General features: G+C 65.2%; 16 protein-coding genes and 1 pseudogene. 14 read left to right on the forward strand and 3 right to left on the reverse strand.

The window, feature by feature from the left end; genetic code table 11:
• The 4 genes and pseudogenes from ACIQ0W_RS15495 to ACIQ0W_RS15510 form a co-directional block, all read left to right on the forward strand.
• Nucleotides 1-250 (forward strand): annotated as a pseudogene (locus ACIQ0W_RS15495) (glucose-1-phosphate thymidylyltransferase); the annotation flags it as partial.
• Between the two features lie 89 nt (nt 251-339).
• On the forward strand, nt 340-2328 hold the full coding sequence (locus tag ACIQ0W_RS15500) for a rhamnan synthesis F family protein (protein WP_396643559.1): 1989 nt from the start codon (nt 340-342) through the stop codon (nt 2326-2328).
• Complete coding sequence (locus ACIQ0W_RS15505; RefSeq protein WP_396643566.1) at nt 2291-3577, forward strand: acyltransferase family protein; 1287 nt, start codon at nt 2291-2293, stop codon at nt 3575-3577. The genes ACIQ0W_RS15500 and ACIQ0W_RS15505 overlap by 38 nt, the downstream gene beginning before the upstream one ends.
• The gene (locus ACIQ0W_RS15510) at nt 3574-4782 is read left to right on the forward strand and encodes a hypothetical protein (RefSeq protein WP_396643567.1); all 1209 of its coding nucleotides are present in this window, start codon (nt 3574-3576) and stop codon (nt 4780-4782) included. The genes ACIQ0W_RS15505 and ACIQ0W_RS15510 overlap by 4 nt, the downstream gene beginning before the upstream one ends.
• A gap of 13 nt (nt 4783-4795) precedes the next feature.
• Here ACIQ0W_RS15510 and ACIQ0W_RS15515 read toward each other — a convergent pair whose 3' ends face one another.
• On the reverse strand, nt 4796-5656 hold the full coding sequence (locus tag ACIQ0W_RS15515) for an NAD-dependent epimerase/dehydratase family protein (protein WP_396643568.1): 861 nt from the start codon (nt 5654-5656) through the stop codon (nt 4796-4798).
• Nucleotides 5657-5773: 117 nt separating this feature from the next.
• Here ACIQ0W_RS15515 and ACIQ0W_RS15520 point away from each other — a divergent pair, with 117 nt between their 5' ends.
• The 7 genes from ACIQ0W_RS15520 (at nt 5774) to ACIQ0W_RS15550 (ending at nt 13774) form a co-directional block, all read left to right on the forward strand.
• Nucleotides 5774-6694 (forward strand): ABC transporter permease, encoded by a 921-nt coding sequence (locus ACIQ0W_RS15520; protein ID WP_396643569.1) that lies wholly within the window; start codon nt 5774-5776, stop codon nt 6692-6694.
• Entirely contained in the window at nt 6694-7887 is a 1194-nt protein-coding gene (locus tag ACIQ0W_RS15525) for an ABC transporter ATP-binding protein (RefSeq protein WP_396643570.1), read from the forward strand. Before ACIQ0W_RS15520 ends, ACIQ0W_RS15525 begins: the two co-directional genes overlap by 1 nt.
• Nucleotides 7884-8921 (forward strand): glycosyltransferase family 2 protein, encoded by a 1038-nt coding sequence (locus ACIQ0W_RS15530; protein ID WP_396643571.1) that lies wholly within the window; start codon nt 7884-7886, stop codon nt 8919-8921. Before ACIQ0W_RS15525 ends, ACIQ0W_RS15530 begins: the two co-directional genes overlap by 4 nt.
• A 79-nt stretch (nt 8922-9000) precedes the next feature.
• The gene (gene glf / locus ACIQ0W_RS15535) at nt 9001-10137 is read left to right on the forward strand and encodes a UDP-galactopyranose mutase (RefSeq protein WP_396643573.1); all 1137 of its coding nucleotides are present in this window, start codon (nt 9001-9003) and stop codon (nt 10135-10137) included.
• Between the two features lie 108 nt (nt 10138-10245).
• Nucleotides 10246-11316 carry a glycosyltransferase family 2 protein gene (locus tag ACIQ0W_RS15540; RefSeq protein ID WP_396643574.1) on the forward strand — a complete coding sequence of 357 codons (1071 nt, stop codon included), beginning with the start codon at nt 10246-10248 and terminating at the stop codon, nt 11314-11316.
• Complete coding sequence (locus ACIQ0W_RS15545) at nt 11313-11810, forward strand: GtrA family protein (RefSeq protein ID WP_396643575.1); 498 nt, start codon at nt 11313-11315, stop codon at nt 11808-11810. The genes ACIQ0W_RS15540 and ACIQ0W_RS15545 overlap by 4 nt, the downstream gene beginning before the upstream one ends.
• Nucleotides 11807-13774: a hypothetical protein gene (locus ACIQ0W_RS15550; RefSeq protein ID WP_396643576.1), complete on the forward strand. Its 1968-nt coding sequence runs from the start codon at nt 11807-11809 to the stop codon at nt 13772-13774. Before ACIQ0W_RS15545 ends, ACIQ0W_RS15550 begins: the two co-directional genes overlap by 4 nt.
• A 56-nt stretch (nt 13775-13830) precedes the next feature.
• Here the strand turns inward: ACIQ0W_RS15550 and ACIQ0W_RS15555 are convergent, their stop codons facing one another.
• Together ACIQ0W_RS15555 and ACIQ0W_RS15560 are read right to left on the reverse strand one after the other, a co-directional pair.
• On the reverse strand, nt 13831-14319 hold the full coding sequence (locus ACIQ0W_RS15555; protein WP_396643577.1) for a nucleoside deaminase: 489 nt from the start codon (nt 14317-14319) through the stop codon (nt 13831-13833).
• A 90-nt stretch (nt 14320-14409) separates the two neighbouring features.
• A complete protein-coding gene (locus ACIQ0W_RS15560; protein ID WP_396643578.1) occupies nt 14410-15087 on the reverse strand; it encodes a hypothetical protein in 678 nt (225 codons plus the stop codon).
• Between the two features lie 105 nt (nt 15088-15192).
• On the opposite strand from ACIQ0W_RS15560, the gene ACIQ0W_RS15565 reads away from it, so the two are divergent.
• The 3 genes from ACIQ0W_RS15565 to ACIQ0W_RS15575 form a co-directional block, all read left to right on the forward strand.
• Nucleotides 15193-15984 (forward strand): ABC transporter permease, encoded by a 792-nt coding sequence (locus tag ACIQ0W_RS15565; RefSeq protein WP_396643579.1) that lies wholly within the window; start codon nt 15193-15195, stop codon nt 15982-15984.
• Nucleotides 15984-16721, forward strand: coding sequence for an ABC transporter ATP-binding protein (locus ACIQ0W_RS15570; protein ID WP_396643580.1), 738 nt, complete (start codon nt 15984-15986; stop codon nt 16719-16721). The genes ACIQ0W_RS15565 and ACIQ0W_RS15570 overlap by 1 nt, the downstream gene beginning before the upstream one ends.
• Before the next feature lie 122 nt (nt 16722-16843).
• The coding region (locus ACIQ0W_RS15575) for a CAP domain-containing protein (protein ID WP_396643581.1) at nt 16844-17667 on the forward strand (824 nt) is incomplete at its 3' end.

Below are 17667 nucleotides of genomic sequence, written 5' to 3' on the forward strand. Positions count from 1 at the left end.
CCAGGTCGCGGTGCTGCCGCGCGGCACGGCCGGGCTCGACACGGGAACGTTCGACTCCCTCAGCGAGGCCACGGAGTTCATCCGCACGGTCCAGAAGCGCCAGGGACTCTCCATCGGAAGTCCCGAAGAGGTCGCGTGGCGACTCGGATTCCTCTCCGACGACGAACTCCGCGTCCGCGCGGAGCCGTTGGTGAAGAGCGGTTACGGCCGCTACCTGCTCGAGATCCTCGCGCAGGGTCAGCACAGGTAGCCAGGTAGAATCTCTCTGGTCGGCGATACGTCCGCCGCTGTCATCAGCTTGTGCGCGACGATCGAGTTGCCGCATCGAGGAGTGAGCTTTTGCATATCGAGCAACGCGCGGATGCCGTGGAGCCCGTCCCTTTTCCGGCGGATGGACGACGGGTCGTCTTCTACCTCCTCCACGACAGCCGCGGTGACGTCGACGACTACATCGTCTACAAGCTCTCCGAGCTGCGGCCGTTCGCCGAGCACATCTTCGTCGTCGTCAACGGCGATCTGACCGAGGCCGGCCGCGCGCGGCTGGAGGGCGTCGCGGACACGATCTGGGTTCGCGAGAACGTCGGGTTCGACGTCTGGGGCTACAAGACCGCCATGGAGCACTTCGGCGCGGAGCGGCTTGCCCAGTACGACGAGCTGATCCTCATGAACTACACGTGGTTCGGACCGATCAGGTCGTTCGCGCCGGTCTTCGAGCGCATGGACGCCGAGCGCGTGCACTTCTGGGGGATGACCGACTATCCCGGAGAGAAGCCCAACCCCTATACCCGCACGGGTGAGATGCATCGCCACATCCAGTCGCACTGGATCGCCGTGCGACGAGCGATGTTCACGAGTCCCGAATGGCAGGAATATTGGGACACGATGCCGATGATCACGACCTACGTCGAGTCGATCCTGAACCACGAGTCCCGGTTCACGCATCACTTCGAGGTACTCGGCTTCGTGGACGGCGTCGCATATTCGTGGGAGGACTACCCGTCGCGGCATCCTGCCCTCTTCAACGCGGATCTGCTGGTCGATGACGGATGTCCCGTCCTCAAACGCCGGGCCTTCTTCCACTACCCGCCGTACCTCGATCAGCACGCCGTCATCGGCCGGTGGACGATCGAGAAGGTCGCCCGCTACGGCTACCCGGTCGCGATGATGTTCCAGAATCTCGTGAAGAACTCGCCGCCGAAGGCGCTGTACACGGACGCTTCGATGATGGAGGTGCTGCCGGACGTCGACGTGTCGTACGACCCGGCGAAGCCGCTCCGGCTGGCTGCGGTCGTCCACATCTTCTACGAAGAGATGACCGACGAGCTGATGGATCGGCTCGTGATGCTCCCCGAGAACTTCGATCTGTACATCACGACGACGAACGCCGCCAAGTCGGAGGCCATCCAGGCCATCCTCGACCGTCGCGCGGACGACAAGGTCGCGCACTCCGAGATCCGCATCCTGCCGTCCAACCGCGGGCGCGACCTCAGCGCGTTCTTCATCGCCTGCCGGGATGTGCTCGAGCCCGGCCGCTACGACCTGGTGGTGAAGATCCACTCGAAGAAGACCGTGCAGGACTCCTTCAACCACGGCCGCTACTTCAAGTACCAGCAGCTCGACAACGTCCTGAACTCACCGGGCTACGCGGCGAACGCGGTCGCCCTCTTCCAGAAGGAAGAGGGTCTCGGCCTCGCGTTCCCGCCCATGATCCACATCGGCTACCCGACGATGGGTCGAGGGTGGTACGCCAACAAGGCTCCGGCCGCGGTTCTCTGCAAAGAGCTCGGCATCAAGGTGCCGTTCGACGACATCTCGCCCCTCGCGCCCTACGGCTGCATGTGGTTCGCGCGTCCCGAGGCTCTCAAGATCCTGGTGGATCGGGAGTGGAAGTACGAGGAGTACGCGGCGCCCAACAAGCACACCGACGGCAGCCTCGCCCACGTTCAGGAACGCATCATCGCGTATGCAGCGGCCGAACTCGGATACCACTCGCGGACGATCTCGACCACCGAGCACACGTCGATCAGCCACACCGCGCTCGATTTCAAGCTCGACCAGATGGGCGCCACGATGCCCGGCTACCCGATCGACCAGATCCAGTTCCTGCACCGGGCGGGCTGGCTCGGGCACGGCGGAATCGTCGCGCTCACGCGGGTCTACCTGAAGCTCAACCATCCCCGGATCGCCACCGCGCTGCGTCCGCTCGACCGGCCCGCCCGCATGACGCACGCGTGGCTCTGGCGTCTGCGCCACCGAAGCGAGTTGAAGAAGTATCGCGAGGAGGTGGAAGGTGACCTCACTGAAGGCGAGCTTCGACCCTCGGAATAACAGCATCGGATTCCTGCGGTGGCTGATGGCCTTCATGGTCATCTTCTCGCACGCGGGCCCGCTCGCCGGCTTTTACGGTGGACACGATCTCGGGACCCAGTGGAGCGACGAGCAGTCGCTGGGCGGGGTCGCCGTGGCGGGGTTCTTCTTCCTCTCCGGATTCCTGATCACGAAGAGCAAGATGGGACGCGCGTCGACCCCGCGCTACTTCTGGCGACGCATCATGCGCATCTTCCCGGCATGGTTCCTCGTGCTGATCGTGACCGCTTTCACGCTCGCGCCCATCGCGTACATCCGCGAGTCGGGGTCGATCGCGGGGTTCTGGGATGCGACCGAGAACTCGCCGCTCACATACTTCTCGAACAACATGTGGCTGCCGCTGAACCAGCACACCATCGCCGACATGGGCACGACGATCCCCTTCTATACGATCCACGGCGGCTTCGAGTGGAACGGGTCGGCGTGGACCCTGGCCTTCGAGTTCGGCTGCTACATCATGGTCGCGATCCTCGGTGTCGTCGGGGCGCTGACGAACCGGCTCCTCGGTGGCATCATCGCGACCGGGATCATCCTGCTGGCGATGATGCAGTGGTTCGGCATCGGCAACCTGTCCGCGCTCACGCCCGCGTTCGGCGACTTCCGGGTTCTTCTGCTCTACGCGCCGTTCGCATTCGGCATCCTGTTCGCCCTCTTCGGCGAGAAGATCCCGATCGACAATCGGCTCGCGCTCGCCTGCATCGTCATCGCCGGCTACACCTACGCTCGGGGCGGGTGGCTCGTCGCGGGACAGTACGCGTTCTGCTACGTGCTCATCTGGTTCGCGATCAAGGCGACCAAACTCAAGAACTGGGACAAGCACGGCGACTTCTCGTACGGGATCTACATCATCGCGTGGCCGCTCATGCAATTCAGCGCCTATTTCGGATTGCAGGACGCGGGATGGCTCGTCTATCACCTGGTGATCGTGGCCGGATGCCACGCATACGCCTATCTCAGTTGGCACCTCATCGAACGCCCCGCGCTGCAGCTGAAGGACTGGACGCCGAAATGGCTGACGGCGCTCCTGCACCGCACGGCGAAGCCGCGGGGTGTCGCGATGGACTGGCTCGATCCGAACCACGCGGCGGCGAAGGCGGCGCGTCCCGCCCTTCCGCCGGCGCCGGATGCCCTCACCCGCCCGGTGGCTGAGGTCGCGCCGGTGGGATCCGCGGCCATGACCTCGGCTTCGTCCCGCGGGGTCGGGGCATGAGTGGCACCGGTGGCGCGGACATCGTTCATGGAGTCGGTATTCCGAGTCCGCGATGGTGGCGCCGGTACCGCGATATCCCGCTGGTCATCCTCATCATCCTCTCGCTCATCGCCGCGGTCGTCGGCTGGGTCACGCAGTACCGGATAGACGCGGAGGGCTCTGTCCCCGCAGCGGTCGCACCGACCACCGGAGCAGACGCCGCCGGTGCCGCGGTCTGCCGCCCCGAGGTGGACCAGCCAGCAACGCAACCATGGATCGACGGCGACCCGGCCGCCACGGACACCTGGGCGTCGAACGCCGATCTGCTGGCAGACCCGGTGGTGCTCGGCCGTGACGGGTGGGCCTTCTACAACGATCAGGTCGAAGAGAACTTCTCGCAGGCGGTGGGTCGCCGCTTCCTCACCGTCGCCGAGGTAACCGCGTGGCGCGACTACTTCGAGACGCTCGAGTCTGCGCTCGCAGAGCGGGACATCGAGCTCTCGATTCAGATCAGCCCCTCGGCAACGAGCGTCTACCCCGAGCAGCTTCCCGAATGGACCGACGGCATCGTCGGATCGACGCCGCTCGACCAGTTCTTGGCGGCGTCGCCGGATCTGCCCATCGTCGATTTCCGCCAGGACCTCCGGGACGCGGCGGAATCGGACGCCGTCTATACGCCGGTGAACAGTCACTGGACGGACTGGGGCGGCTACGTCGCCTGGCAGACATATGCGGCGTGCCGCGACGCGATGTACCCGGACGAGGACCCGCTCTGGGTGCCGGCCGTGGACGGCGTCGAGAGCACGCGCATCTTCAACGAGTACGCCGCCTACGGTGTGCCCGACGCCGACCCGGCGTGGACCGCTCCGGTCTTCTCGGAACCTCTCGCCGAGGTGGAGGTCGCCGCGGCCGACGGCACGTCAGCCACGACCGACGGCGAGACACAGGTCGATCTGTCGAAGCTGCCGGCGTCCACGACGACCGAAGGCGCACAGACATCTCGGGAAGCCCTGATCCTGCGCGATTCCATGGGGAACGCACTGACCCCGTACTGGGGCCAGGCGTTCGCGAAGACGTGGCAGGTCCAGCATCGCTACGACGACTGGTCGAACCCGCCCAACTACCGAGCTCTCGTCGACCAGTACCAGCCGGACGTCGTCATCGTGCAGCTCGCAGAGCGGCATCTCGTCAATGCACCCGCCCCGGGAATCGGAACGGGCTACTGACCCGTCGGTCGGCTCAGCCCTGAGCGGTCGCCGTCGACCTGTCACGGGCGACGATCTCGGTGATCGCACCGGCGTCCCCCCACACACCAGGGGAGTCGTAGGCGCGATCCGGGAACGCGCCGTACTGCAGCGTGATGGCCAGGTCGTTCTCCGTGATGTAGGCCTCGATCTGCTCAGCGAGAGATACGGGCCGTCCCGACGAGCAGTTGAGGGTTCCCGTGACGTCTTCCGCGTCGGTCAGGGCGGCGATCTGACGCCCCAGTTCCTCGACGCGGATGAAGTCGTAGAGGTTCTTGCCCATGGTGAAGGGGAACTCGGTCTTGCCCGAGTCGGCCGCATCCAGGAGCTTCCGGAAGATCGAATCGGCGCGGCGATCGTCGCCGAAGATGTAGTACGCCCGTGCCCAGGCGAGCGACGTCGTCTCGGGGAGTGCCAGGGCGAGGGAACGACGCAGGGCGTCCTTCGCGATGCCGTACTGCGACAGGGGGTTCGTCGGAGTGTCCGCGACGATCGCGCCCTCCCAGTAGCCGACCTCGTGCATCGTGCCGAGTGCGACGATGCGCGCGACACCGCGCTCCGCGAGACCCGTCAGCAGCGTGAAATGCGCCGAGAGCTGGGACATGTGCGCGGCAGAATTGTGGCGGAAGCCGTCCTTCCAGGCGAGATGGATCACAGCGTGCGGGGTCGGGCCCCACACGGCGGGATCGAAGTCGGGTGCCAGGATGTCGGCCTCGACGACCTCGGCGCGGGGGTCGAGATCGACGCCCTTCGCCGAGCGGACCGCCGCAACGACCTCGTGTCCTCGGTCCAGCATGGCGGTGACGACATGCGGGCCGAGGTAGCCCGCTGCTCCGGTGACGACGACTCTGGACATGACGATGCATCCTTTCGCGCGAAGCCATGGCGGCTACAGTTCGAGGATAGCGTCGGTGGTGCGTGCACCGATTTGCCAGGCGCCCGGCCGGTATAGTGATGCAGTTGATTGACGTAGGTGGAGCACTTGGACACGACTGATCGGTTCGCCCGTCTTGCCGTGACCCCGTTCACGACGACGGATGCGAAAGGGCTCGAGCTCCCGGTACGCGGCGGGAAGATCCGTGAGATCTACGAGCGTCGCGATCTGCTGGGATTGCTCGTTCGCCGCGATCTGCAGGCGCGCTATCGCGACAGCGTGCTGGGCTTCCTCTGGACGCTGATCCGTCCGATCGTGCAGTTCTTGATGTACTACCTCGTCCTCGGCCAGTTCCTGAGAGCCGCGGAGGGTATCCCGCAGTTCGCGATCTTCCTCTTCTCCGGCCTCACGATCTATGCGTTCTTCGCCGAGATGGTCCAGGGGTCGACCTCGTCGATCCTCAACAATGCGGGCCTGGTCAAGAAGATCTACCTTCCTCGAGAGATCTTCCCGCTCGCCAGCGTCGGCGCGGCCGGGTTCATGTTCCTCGTCCAGGTTCTGGTCCTGCTCAGTGGAGCGATCATCTTCCAGGCGCTGCCCGCGCCCGTCGAGATGCTGTGGTTCATCCCATCCGTATTGCTGATCCTGGTGTACGGCCTGGCGCTGGGCATTCTGCTGTCCGCGCTCAACGTTTACCTGCGTGACGTGCAGTACGTCACCGATGTGGTCATGATGCTCGCGATGTGGGGATCCCCGATCGTCTACGCGTGGACGATGGTGAGCGATGCGTTCCGCACGCTCGGCCTGCCGGCGTGGGCACTCGAGGTGTACACGAACAACCCGATCACACTGGGCGTGCTCGGGTTCCGGCAGGCGTTCTGGGGTGAGGGAACCCCCGGCGACTACCCCGACAACCTCCTGCTCCGGATGCTGATCGCCGGCGTCATCGGGGTGGTCTTCCTGTTCATCTCGCACCGAGTCTTCACCCGGCTCCAGGGCAACTTCGCGCAGGAGATGTAATGGTCGTCTCACCGAGTCCCGGTCCCGTTGTCGTGCGCGTCGAAGACGTCACGAAGCAGTTCATCGTCCGCAAGGACAACACGCTCAAGGAGCGCGTCGTGCATGCGGGACGTCGTGGACGCGTGCACAAGCAGGAGTACACGGCCGTCAGCGGCGTGACCCTCGAGATCCAGGCGGGGACCACGGTCGGTCTCCTCGGTCCGAACGGGTCGGGCAAGAGCACCCTCCTGAAGTTGATCGGGGGAATCGTTTCTCCGACGACGGGGCGCGTGCTCACGCGCGGCAGGATGGCGGCGCTCCTCGAACTCGGAGCGGGGTTCCATCCCGATCTGAGCGGTCGCGAGAACGTCTATCTGAATGCCTCGATCATGGGGATGTCCCGCGCCGAGACGACCGAGAAGTTCGACGACATCCTCGAGTTCAGCGGTATCGGGGACTTCATCGACACCCAGGTGAAGTTCTACTCGTCCGGGATGTTCGTCCGACTCGCTTTCGCTGTGGCCGTTCACACCGATCCGGACGTCCTGCTCGTGGACGAGGTGCTCGCCGTCGGAGACGAGGCCTTCCAGCGCAAGTGCATGGCGCGGATCGCTCGGTTCCGCAAGGAAGGGCGCACGATCGTCCTCGTGTCGCACTCGGCCGCGCAGGTCCAGGAGCTGTGCGATCGCGGTGTCGTCCTGAAGGACGGGGAGATGGTCTTCGACGGTGGCGTCAACGACGCCGTCTCGGCCCTGCGCGATGTGCTCGAGGGGCGCCGTGTCGGCGAGAAACCGCCTCCCGAGCCGGAGAAACCGATCGAGGTGACCCGCATCGACGTGCTGGACGCGGAGGGCAAGAAGCGCAAGACCATTCCCGTGGGAGAGCGCATGACCATCCGCGTGCACGTGCGTGCCAAGCAGCCCATGTCGACGTGGGCGACGGGATTCAGCATCGACACCCCGATGGGTCAGATGGTGCTCGCCTCGAACACCGAGCGGTTGGGAATCGATCTGCCCGCGATCCCCGCCGGAGACTCGTCGATGGAGTTCGCGATCGACAGCGCCAACTTCGGCGCCGGACAGTACTTCGTCAACGCCAACGTGTCGGAGATCATCGATATCGACACGCACGTACTCATGCAGGGCGCACGCTTCACGGTCGCGGGTAACGATCGCAACCTGGGCACGGTCGCGGCGACGATCACCGCCGCGTGAGAGAGCCGGACGCGGCAGTGGACGTCGCCCGTCACCGGGACATCGCCCCGACGGTGTCGATCATCGTCCCCGTGTTCAACTCGGCCCGCTACCTCGAAGCATGCGTCTCGTCGCTCCTCGATCAGGACTACCGCGACATCCAGGTAGTCCTCGTGGACGACGGGTCGACCGACGGTTCCGAACGAATCTGCGACCGGTTCGCGGCGGAAGACGAACGGGTCGTCGTCGTCCACCGCGAGAACGGCGGCATCGCAGCCGCGCAGAACTCCGGGCTGGATGCGGCAACCGGCGATCTGATCACGTTCTGCGACAACGACGATCTCATGGATGCCCGTATGATCGGTCGCCTCGTCGAGATCCTGCAGGCGACCGGTGCCGACATGAGCTGCTGCCGGTGGCACAACGTGGGGGCGAGCTCCGCCGCCGCTCTGCGTCAGCAGAACGCGAGCGCGCCCCTCGGCCACTACATCGCGTTCGGCGACCCCGGACGTCGCTATCAGACCGTCTTCAGCGCTCTGACGCGTCGAATCACCCGCAGCGAGCTCACCTACTTCAGCGAGGCCAACTGGGGAAAGCTCTACCGCCGACGGCTATTCGACGGCATCCGCTTCCCAGAGGGACACTACGCGCAGGACGTCGCAGTGGCGATGGACCTCTATCAGCGGATGAACGTCGTCGCCTCGTGCCAGGACAAGCTCTACTACTGGCTGCAACGTCCCGACAGCGTCTCGCACGATCTGCGATCCACGCGGTACTACCACGACATCGTGCGGGCACACGGTCGAAGCTTCGACATCGCGCTCGCCGCGGGGATCCTCCCCGCGCGCGCCTTCTTCGGTCTCACGGCGCTGCGGTTCGAGAAACGCAGCATCCTGTCCTCGGCCGATCTCGCGCTCTACACAGAGGACCGCGCGTTCGTGGCAGCCCGACTGGCATCGCTCACCCCCTGGCAGCGCGCCCGGTGTGAGATCCTCAACGCCGCCCGGTGGCTCGAGGTCCAGCTCTACAACCGCACGATCCACCGGCGCCGGTGACGGAGTCCGGCAGGTCGGGGCCCGACCGCGCACGAGGTCGCGGCTACGATTCACTGATGCACACAGGCGGAGGACGCTGATGGACCTTCTCATCGTCGGATCGGGGTTCTTCGGCCTCACGATCGCGGAGCGCGCCGCTGCCGCCGGGCGGAAGGTCGTCATGATCGACCGACGGAGCCACATCGGGGGGAACGCGTACAGCGAGGACGACCCCGACACGGGAATCGAGGTGCACCGGTACGGCGCCCACCTCTTCCACACTTCCAACCCCGCGGTCTGGGAGTACGTGAATCGCTTCACGACGTTCACCGACTACGTCCACCGCGTGCACACGACCCATCGCGGTGTCGTCTTCCCGATGCCCATCAACCTCGGCACGATCAACCAGTTCTTCGGTGCCGCGTTCTCGCCGTCCGAGGCCCGCGCCCTGATCCAGCGGCAGGCGGGGGAGTACGCAGCGCAGGATGCGGCGAACCTGGAAGAGAAGGCGATCGGACTCATCGGCCGCCCCTTGTACGAGGCCTTCATCCGGGACTACACCGCGAAGCAATGGCAGACCGACCCGCGCGAACTGCCCGCCGAGGTCATCAGCCGGTTGCCCGTGCGCTACACCTACGACAGTCGTTATTTCAACGACACGTGGGAGGGGCTGCCGACGGACGGCTACACGGCATGGCTCGAACGCATGGCGGATCACCCGAACATCGAGGTGCGGCTCGAGACGGACTTCTTCGACGACACCCAGGCCCTCAACAAGGGGGCGACGGTCGGCCAGGTTCCGATCGTCTACACCGGCCCGGTCGACCGCTACTTCGATCACGCGGAGGGTGAGCTCTCGTGGCGCACGCTCGACTTCGAGCGCGAGGTGGTTCCCGTCGCGGACTTCCAGGGCACCTCCGTCATGAACTACGCGGATGCGGACGTGCCGTACACACGCATCCACGAGTTCCGGCACTTCCACCCTGAGCGCGCCGACCGGTACCCGCGGGACCGGTCTGTCATCGTCCGGGAGTACTCGCGGTTCGCGGCCAGGGGGGACGAGCCGTACTACCCGGTCAACACCCCCGACGACCGGGCGGGTCTGCTGGCATATCGGGACCACGCCCGGGGAGAGAAGGACGTCCACTTCGGCGGCCGCCTCGGGACATACCAGTACCTCGACATGCACATGGCCATCGGGTCCGCGCTCGCCATGTGGAACAACCAGCTCGCCTGAGTTCGTCGGGGCCATCGGGGCCAGGACCGCCATTCCGGGGTCGCCGGAGGCCGTGCGGTAAACTTCACCGGGCGCCAGGGCCCGCCAGCAATTTCGAGGAGCATTCGCTTGTCAAGACGGACCATCAGCGTCGTCATTCCCAGCTTCAATGAAGAACGCAGCGTGCAGGAGATGGTCGACCGTCTCAGCGCCGTGTTCCGGAACGAGCTGCCGCAATACGACTACGAGATCATCTTCGTCGACGACTTCTCCACGGACGGCACTCGGGCCGAGATCCGTCGTCTCGCGTCGCAGGACGCCCGCATCAAGGCCGTTTTCAACGCCCGGAACTTCGGTTTTCACCGCAACGTCTTCTCGGCGCTGACGTACGGCAGCGGTGACGCCACCTTCATGCTCTTCGGGGACATGCAGGATCCCCCCGAGAACCTGCCGGCGTTCGTGCGTGCGTGGGAGGCGGGGCGCCAGGTCGTGATCGGGCAGCGCCGCAGCAGCGACGAGGGCTTCGTCATGACCGGGCTCCGTCACCTGTACTACGCGGTCATCCGCTCGTTCTCGGATACCGCGCAGATCCCGCGATTCACGGGGTACGGGCTCTACGACCGCGAATTCGTCCGGGTCCTCGAGGGCATCGACGACATCCAGCCGTTCTTCAAGGCGGTCGTGGCCGAGTACGGGTTGAACGTCGAGATCATCCAGTACGACCAGGCGAAGAGCGCTCGGGGCAAGTCGAACTTCAACTTCCTGCGGAACTACGACTTCGCGATGCAGGGCATCACCTCGTCGACGAAGCTCCTCATGCGACTCGCGACCTTCATCGCGGCGATCGTCGCGATCATCTGCCTCGGCGTGGCCCTCTTCGTCCTGATCAACAAGCTCATCGACTGGGACACCTATCCCGTCGGTGAGGCGTCGACCACCGTCGGCATCTTCTTCCTCGGCGCCGTCCAACTCTTCTTCATCGGGGTGCTCGGCGAGTACATCCTGAGCATCAACACGCGCGTCACCGCGAAGCCGCGGGTCGTCGTCGGTGAATGGGTCAACTTCGGCGAGCCCGACGCGGCGCCCATCGCCGCTGAATCGGTGCAGTCCGCCCCGCTGCGACCGGCGGCTCCCGACGTTCCCGCCCCGGGTGTCGCGGTGCGTGCGAAAGAGGATGATCCGTCCGAGAACCGAGCATGACGCGAAGGGTACGGCGCAACCCGGACGGTGAGCGGCGACTGCGACGTCTCGCCTGGCAGTTCACACGATTCCTGATCGTCGGTCTCGCCTCGTTCGCTTTCGACTACGGGCTCTTCTTCGTTCTGTACACGTACGTCGGTGTTCAGTACATCCTGGCGAGCACCATCTCGTTCTCGTTGTCGCTCGTGCTCAACTACGTGCTCAGCCTGAAGTTCGTCTTCGTTGCGAAACCGGGCCGGAACATCGCGCGAGAGTTCGCGATGTTCATCGGGCTGAGCGTCATCGCGCTCGGCCTGAATCAGTTGATCCTCTTCATCTCGGTGGACGGACTGGGCGCCTCACCCCTCGTCGGAAAGCTGATCGCGACCGCCGTCGTGCTCGTCTACAACTTCATATCCCGCAAACTCCTCATCGAGCGAATGGGCGGTGCGCGTGCCGTCGTCCCGCCGCTGGACGAGTCAGGACCCTCAGAAACAGGCGGTATCAGGACATGAACGAAGAAGAGAACGCGTTGCGATCGACCCCGCGCACGGGGACTCGCGCCGGGCAGCTGGTCGACCGCGGCTGGGCCCGGGTCGAAGGTGCGTGGACGTCGGTGAGCGATGCGGCGGCGAGAAGCACCGTGGGACGCTGGTTCAAGGGCGTCGAGCAGCCGAACGTCGCCGACTGGGCGCTCTTGGGCGCGATCTGCGCGCTCGCGTTCATGACCTTCCTCTACGGCGATGTGAAGGCGACGTTCGAGCACTCCTTCAACTTCCTGGATGCGGTGGCGGCCGGTCGTCCGCAGGACTTCTACCAGATCGCGATCGAGAACTCGACGTTCGGCCATCCCGCCGTCTATGACGTGCCGATCTACGCGGTCTTCGGGATCTGGAACATCCCGACCTGGCTGCTCTATCGATTCGGTGATTTCGATTATTTGAACTCGACGCCCGCGCAGCTCTGGTTGAAGCTGATGCTCGTCCTGTTCGCCCTGGTCGCCGCGCGGCTGATGATGGCGATCGCGAAGACGCTCGGCATGACCGTCGCACGATCGAAGTGGGTCGCGTTCTATTTCCTGTCGTCGATGGCGCTCTTCGTCCCCGTCTTCGTCATCGTGCAGTACGACATCATCTCGGTGACGTTCATGCTCGCCGGGTTGCTGGCATACATGAAGGGCAGAACGCGGGCGTTCCTGTTCTGGTTCCTCATCGCCATCACGTTCAAGCTCTTCGCGCTCTTCATCTTCATCCCCCTCGTCCTGCTGCGAGAGAAGCGGATCCCGCGCGCGCTCGGCCAGATACTCGTCGGGGTGCTCGGGCTCCTGCTCTGCCGACTGTTGTACCGCGGGGACCTCGCCTTCGAGGTGTCGACCGGTGGATTCACCGATCTCATGCTCGATCGGCTCCGGGTCGCGGGCTTCACCTGGCAATCGAGCATCCCGGTGCCGCTGTTCGTCGTGTTCATCGTCGGGCTCGCGATCTTCGCGTATGCCAAGCGCGCCTCGAGCACGCGGGAGCTGCAGGCGTTCGCGATCTACCTGTCGCTCGCGGCGTTCCTCGTCTTCTGCGCCATCGTTCCGCTGAACCCGTACTGGATTGCGCTCGTCGCGCCGTTCTCGGTGCTCATCATCTTCGCCAACCCGAAGTACCTGACGCTGAACTCGCTGCTCGAAGTCGCCATCGGCACCACGCTGTTCCTGATCTACATGCTGGTCGGGTACTCGATGTACAACTCGGGGATCTTCAAGGACCTGGTGTTCGGCCAGTTCATCCCGCCCGCCTCTCCGCAGAGGTTCTACACCCCGGGTGAGATCCTCAACGCGGTCGGCATCAGCGGCAACAACGTCATCTTCCTCGTCGGATTCATGATCGCGTGCGTGCTCGCCGTCCTCATCATCAACTATCCCCGGGCTTCGTTCATCGAGGGGATGCCCAACGCCGAGCCCATCAAGCGCAGCGTCGTGTGGGTTCGCCTCGCGGCCATGGCCGGGTTCTGCGCGCTGCTCTTCGGCATGTACCTCATCCCCGCGCGACCGACGGCCTATTCCTCGGTGTCGTCGGCGCCGACAACGACCGCTGTCGACATCCTCGCCCCGGATTCGTTCGTCCAGGAAGAGATCGAGTTCGACGACACCTTGCGCGTCGACACCGTGCAGGTGGGTATCGACGCCGGTGGTGTCACCTGGATCAACTCGGCCGTCATCACCGCGACCATCACGGACTCTTCGGGCGCGACCGTCTTCGAGGGCGAGACGCCCGCCAACGCGATCGGCGTGGGCCTGGCGTCATTCCCCGCGGGCGGCCTGATCCTGGAAGCAGACGAGGTCTACACGCTTCGTCTGAGCGGGATCCAGTCCGAGGGTGAGCCCGCCTACGTGCAGGTGAACCCCGACGTGGACGAGTTCTTGACGATCCAGAACAACGAGATCGTCGACGGTGACCTCGTGATGGTCCTGCAGGGCACGACGGTGGACTGAGGGAACGCGCCGCGCCTCGGGCAACGAGGGCGGCGCGTTCCGGGGTCGGTCGGCCCTCACACCCAGAAGCCCGCGTGCGCCTCGGCGGCCTCGTCCTCGAGCAGTGGCCCGACGACCTGGACCGTGCGCTGCCCGCGCGCGAACACCTCGCGGCACGGGAGGGCGAGCGTCGGGTTCTCTTCGTGCGCGCCGGTAAGTGAGAGCAGGCGCGTCTCGGAGAGGGCATAGACGACGCGGTCGATGCCCGTCCAGTAGGCGGCGCCCGCACACATTGCGCACGGTTCGGCACTGGTGAACAGGGTCGAGCCGCGCATCCCGTCCGGGCCGAGAAGGCGCGCGGCAGCGGCGACGGCGCGCATCTCGGCGTGTTGCGTGGGGTCCCCGTGGGGCGGCAGCGAGTTGTTGCCGTACGACGAGACGATCCGGCCGCGGACGTCGACGACCAAGGATCCGAACGGATGCGATCCCTCGGCGCGCGACCGCTCAGCGACGCGGAGGCTCTCGCGGAGGTGGCCGAGGTCCTCATCGCTCAGAGTTGCAGACATGAGGCTCCTCGTTCGTCGGGGGAGGGGCGGGCACCCGGTGTCATCGCCGTGGGCGGGTGGGTGCTCGGCGCGTGCTGACCGGCCGGCATCTCAGAACAGATTGTAGGCCGACTGCGAGATGGTGAATCCCCGCCCCGTCGACGAGATCGTGCACGTCACGCCCTCATCGTTGACAGAACACACAGTCCCCTCGAACCGTATCGTCTTGCCGTCCGCGAGGACGGGGATATCCCGCGCGGGGTGGGCGAACCGGTCCGGGTAGAGGAAATACGATCCGGTCACGGGATCTGCCATGACGGACTTGACGAATGGCTCGCGGTCTGCGGGCTGGGGAATGACATCGCGGTAGGAATCGATTGTGCACGACACCGTACCGGCCTGTGATGACAGGTGACCCCACGTCAGAATCCCGCAGATCGTGAGGCCGTCCGCGGTTCGGAAGGAGACACCGGGGAGCGGGATGTTTCCGTTCTGGCCGTCGAGCGCGGACGAGGTGTATTCTGCGGGATCGACGTCGTTCGGGCCCCTCGTCTCGGACGGTACCGGCGCGGGCTCCGGGAGCGGCGCATCCGGAGGATCCTGCGAGGTCTGATCGTCTTCGACGGGCGCGGTGGTCGCAGCTCCCGGGGAAGGAGTCGTCGCTGGGCTGGGACGAGGGGAGCCGGAGGCTGTCCCCTCCGATGTGGACGCGGCGATGCCGGGATCGGAGCCGCACCCCGTGATCACCAGGCAGATCGCAACCAGAACGGCGGGGAAGACACGGCGCATAGCGCGAGTCTAAACACGCGGGCGCTGTTCGCCCGCGCGATGTGAGTAACGATCAGGATCCAGGCACATCGGAGCGGCGGCACGCACCGAACTAGACTCGCATGCGTGACCACCGCCGCCGTCGGTAGCCCCGGCTCCGCCCGGCGCTACCTGCACTCCCTCTGGCTGCTCTCGGCCCGCGACCTTCGCGTTCGCTACGCCACGAGCGCGCTGGGATACCTGTGGTCGATCCTCGATCCACTCGTCATGAGCGCGATCTACTGGTTCGTCTTCACGCAGATCTTTCAGCGCACCGTCGGGCACGATCCGTACATCGTGTTCCTGATCACCGCGCTGCTGCCGTGGGTGTGGTTCAACTCCGCCGTTTCGGACTTCACGCGTGCCTTCAGCAAGGATGCGCGACTTGTCCGCTCGACGGCGATTCCGCGTTCTATCTGGGTCAATCGCATCGTGCTGAGCAAGGGCGTCGAGTTTCTCCTGTCCATCCCCGTGCTGGTCGGGTTCGCTCTCATCGCCGGCGCGCCGGTCGGGTGGGGGTTGCTCTTGTTCCCCGTCGCGATCCTCCTGCAGACCTCGCTTCTCGTTGGTCTGGGTCTGCTGGTCGCGCCCCTATGCGTGCTGTACACGGATCTCGAACGCACGACCAAGCTCATTCTCCGGGTGCTGTTCTACGCCTCCCCGATCATCTACAGCGTGGGTGACCTGCCCGGCATCTTCCCGCAGCTGGCCGCGTTCAACCCCCTGTCGGGCATTTTCACGTTGTACCGTGTCGGCTTCTTCCCCGAGGTGTGGGACACCCTCACCGTCCTCGTCGGTGCCGCCATGAGCCTCGCTTTCCTGGGCCTCGGAATCCTGGTGTTCCGGGGGCTCGAACGACCCGTCCTGAAGGAGCTCTGATGAACGGGCCAGCCATCGAGGTCCGCGATCTCGGCATCCGATTCCGGCGCAACCGTCGCGGGCGTCGCAGCTTCAAGGACCTGTTCGCCGGAGCATCCCGTCGCGTCCGTCCGAACGAATTCTGGGCGTTGCGAAATGTCTCGTTCGATGTTCAGCCCGGGGAGTCCATCGGGGTGGTCGGACGCAACGGTCAGGGCAAGTCCACGCTGCTGAAGCTGGTCGCTCGGGTGCTGCTCGGCGACGAGGGCAGCGTGCAGGTCAACGGCGGTGTCGCGCCGCTCATCGAGATCACCGGTGGATTCGTCGGCGATCTGACGGTGCGCGAGAACGTCCGCCTGACGGCGGGTCTGCACGGGATGTCTCGGGCAGAGGTCGCGCGCAGGTTCGACGGCATCATCGACTTCGCAGAACTGCACGACTCGGTCGACACCCCGTACAAGCACCTGTCGAGCGGCATGAAGGTGCGCCTGGCGTTCGCGGTCGTCTCGCAGCTCGAGGAGCCGATTCTGCTCGTCGACGAGGTGCTCGCCGTGGGCGATAAGGCCTTCAAAGAGAAGTGCTACAAGCGGATCGATGAGCTGCTGGCAGAGGGACGGACACTGTTCTTCGTCTCGCACAACGAGCGGGACCTGCGTCGCTTCTGCACGCGCGGCCTGTATCTCGACAAGCACCGGCTCGTGCTGGACGGACCGATCAACGAGGTCCTCGACCGGTACAACGCCGACCACAGCCAGTGAGCGCGAAGATCTCGCCGATTCGATCTGACCGGGCACAGGGACATAAAATCGACCCAGCTGGGGGTCGTCGGGGTCGTTTAATGAGGTTTATCGTGCGGCCTGGCAAGCTGTCAGCTGTGGGTGTGGCCACGCTCCTCATCCTGTCCTTGGGTGTTCCACCCGAAGCGCGTGCTGCTGATCCAGCCGTCGTCTCTCAGACGCGGGCCACGTCAGCCTCCGGGGCCGGTGCTTATGACGAGGTTTCCGCGCGCCGCTACATTCTGGACGCGACCAACCGGGCGCGCGTAGCAGCGGGACTTGCGCCGGTGTCCGGCGATTTCGATCTAGACGGTGTGGCTCAACACTGCTCGCAGACGCAGGCGGCCAATGACACGATGGCGCACTGCACCGGCTTCCAGACGCTCTATCCCTCGGGGTGGACCGCCGCCTCGGAGAATGTCGCGGCGGGCTATTCCGTGGAGTCGGTCGTTGACGGATGGATGAATTCCTCTGGTCACCGAGCCAACATCCTGCGCACGGACGCCACTCATCTCGGGATCGGATACGCTCTGTCGTCGCGGGGCCGGCCCTACTTCACGCAGAATTTCGCCGCGTACCCCAACCGCGTGGTCACCGAAAGCCCGGGCGCGCCGGAGGCGGCGGGTGGTTTCGTGAGTGTGTCGCCGTCTCGTATTTTGGATACTCGGACGGGGAACGGGGCGCTTCGGGCAGCGGTGGCGGGGTTCGGATCTGTTGATGTGCAGGTGACGGGCCGTGCTGGTGTTCCCGTGTCCGGTGTGACTGCGGTGGTGGTGAACGTGACTGTTGCCGGGGCGTCGACGGGTGGATTCCTCACGGTGTATCCGTCGGGCGTTGATCAACCGACGGCGTCGAATGTGAACTTCACCGGGGGGCAGACGATCGCGAACCTGGCCACGGTGAAGCTGGGCTCTGACGGCAGGATCAG

This window comes from Microbacterium sp., from assembly GCF_044340635.1.
GTDB lineage: Bacteria > Actinomycetota > Actinomycetes > Actinomycetales > Microbacteriaceae > Microbacterium.

Excerpts from the sequence above, each read along its gene's own strand:
- ACIQ0W_RS15510 (WP_396643567.1), top strand. The coding sequence starts at position 3,574 with ATGAGTGGCACCGGTGGCGCGGACATCGTTCATGGAGTCGGTATTCCG.
- ACIQ0W_RS15550 (WP_396643576.1), top strand. The coding sequence starts at position 11,807 with ATGAACGAAGAAGAGAACGCGTTGCGATCGACCCCGCGCACGGGGACT.
- ACIQ0W_RS15560 (WP_396643578.1), bottom strand. The coding sequence starts at position 15,087 with ATGCGCCGTGTCTTCCCCGCCGTTCTGGTTGCGATCTGCCTGGTGATC.
- ACIQ0W_RS15515 (WP_396643568.1), bottom strand. The coding sequence starts at position 5,656 with ATGTCCAGAGTCGTCGTCACCGGAGCAGCGGGCTACCTCGGCCCGCAT.
- glf (WP_396643573.1), top strand. The coding sequence starts at position 9,001 with ATGGACCTTCTCATCGTCGGATCGGGGTTCTTCGGCCTCACGATCGCG.
- ACIQ0W_RS15555 (WP_396643577.1), bottom strand. The coding sequence starts at position 14,319 with ATGTCTGCAACTCTGAGCGATGAGGACCTCGGCCACCTCCGCGAGAGC.
- ACIQ0W_RS15545 (WP_396643575.1), top strand. The coding sequence starts at position 11,313 with ATGACGCGAAGGGTACGGCGCAACCCGGACGGTGAGCGGCGACTGCGA.
- ACIQ0W_RS15570 (WP_396643580.1), top strand. The coding sequence starts at position 15,984 with ATGAACGGGCCAGCCATCGAGGTCCGCGATCTCGGCATCCGATTCCGG.
- ACIQ0W_RS15525 (WP_396643570.1), top strand. The coding sequence starts at position 6,694 with ATGGTCGTCTCACCGAGTCCCGGTCCCGTTGTCGTGCGCGTCGAAGAC.